This is a genomic window from Acinetobacter sp. GN11 (genome assembly GCF_054823985.1).
Genome location: NZ_JRVL01000316.1, coordinates 1 through 891, shown reverse-complemented (window position 1 = coordinate 891; position 891 = coordinate 1). Strand labels below are relative to the sequence as shown.

General features: G+C 41.4%; 1 pseudogene. It reads left to right on the top strand.

Annotated elements, in window-relative coordinates:
* A pseudogene (locus tag NL42_RS18775) lies at positions 1-891 on the top strand (fimbria/pilus outer membrane usher protein); the annotation flags it as partial.

The window sequence follows — 891 nt, the reverse complement described above, 5'->3', positions numbered from 1 at the left end:
AGATGTCGGGGTTCCACGCTATAACTATGGACTATATTCAAATGATTATGATGATGCCACTTTTGCTTCGGGTGCGATACGATACGGCTACAGCAACTCACTGACCTTAAGCGGTGGTGCAGAGGCCTCTACAGATGGGCTCTCAAATCTGGGCACTGGTTTTGCCAAGAACCTATTTGGTTTTGGGGTGATTAATGCTGACATTGCAACGAGTCAGTATAAAGATGAAAACGGCTATTCTGCCTTGGTTGGATTAGAAGGGCGTATCAGCAAGAATATTTCGTTTAATACCAGTTACCGCAAAGTATTTGATAACTACTTTGACCTTGCTCGTGTGTCTCAAATTCGATATTTAAAAGATAATCAAACCGATGATGAATCCAAAAACTATCTGAGCTACAGTGCATTGGCAGATGAGATTTTTAGGGCAGGAATTAACTATAATTTTTATGCAGGCTATGGTGCTTATTTGGGCTATAACCAAATTAAATTTAGTGATAACTCTTATAAATTGGTGTCTGCCAATTTAAGCGGAAGCCTAAACAAAAACTGGGGCTTTTATACCTCAGCGTATAAAGATTATGAAAACCAAAAAGACTATGGCATTTACTTTGCGCTGCGTTACACACCATCTACCCGAGTCAATGCGATTACAAGCATTTCTAATGAAAGTGGTAAAACAACGTATAGACAAGAAATAAATGGATTTAGCGATCCACAAATCGGCTCATTTGGATGGGGAGGCTATGTTGAGCGCGATCAAGATGCGAATCAAAATAATGCATCGGTCTATGCCTCTTACCGTGCCCGCGCAGCCTACCTGACAGGTCGATACAACCGAATTGGAGATAACGACCAAGTTGCACTTTCAGCGACAGGATCGTTGGTTGC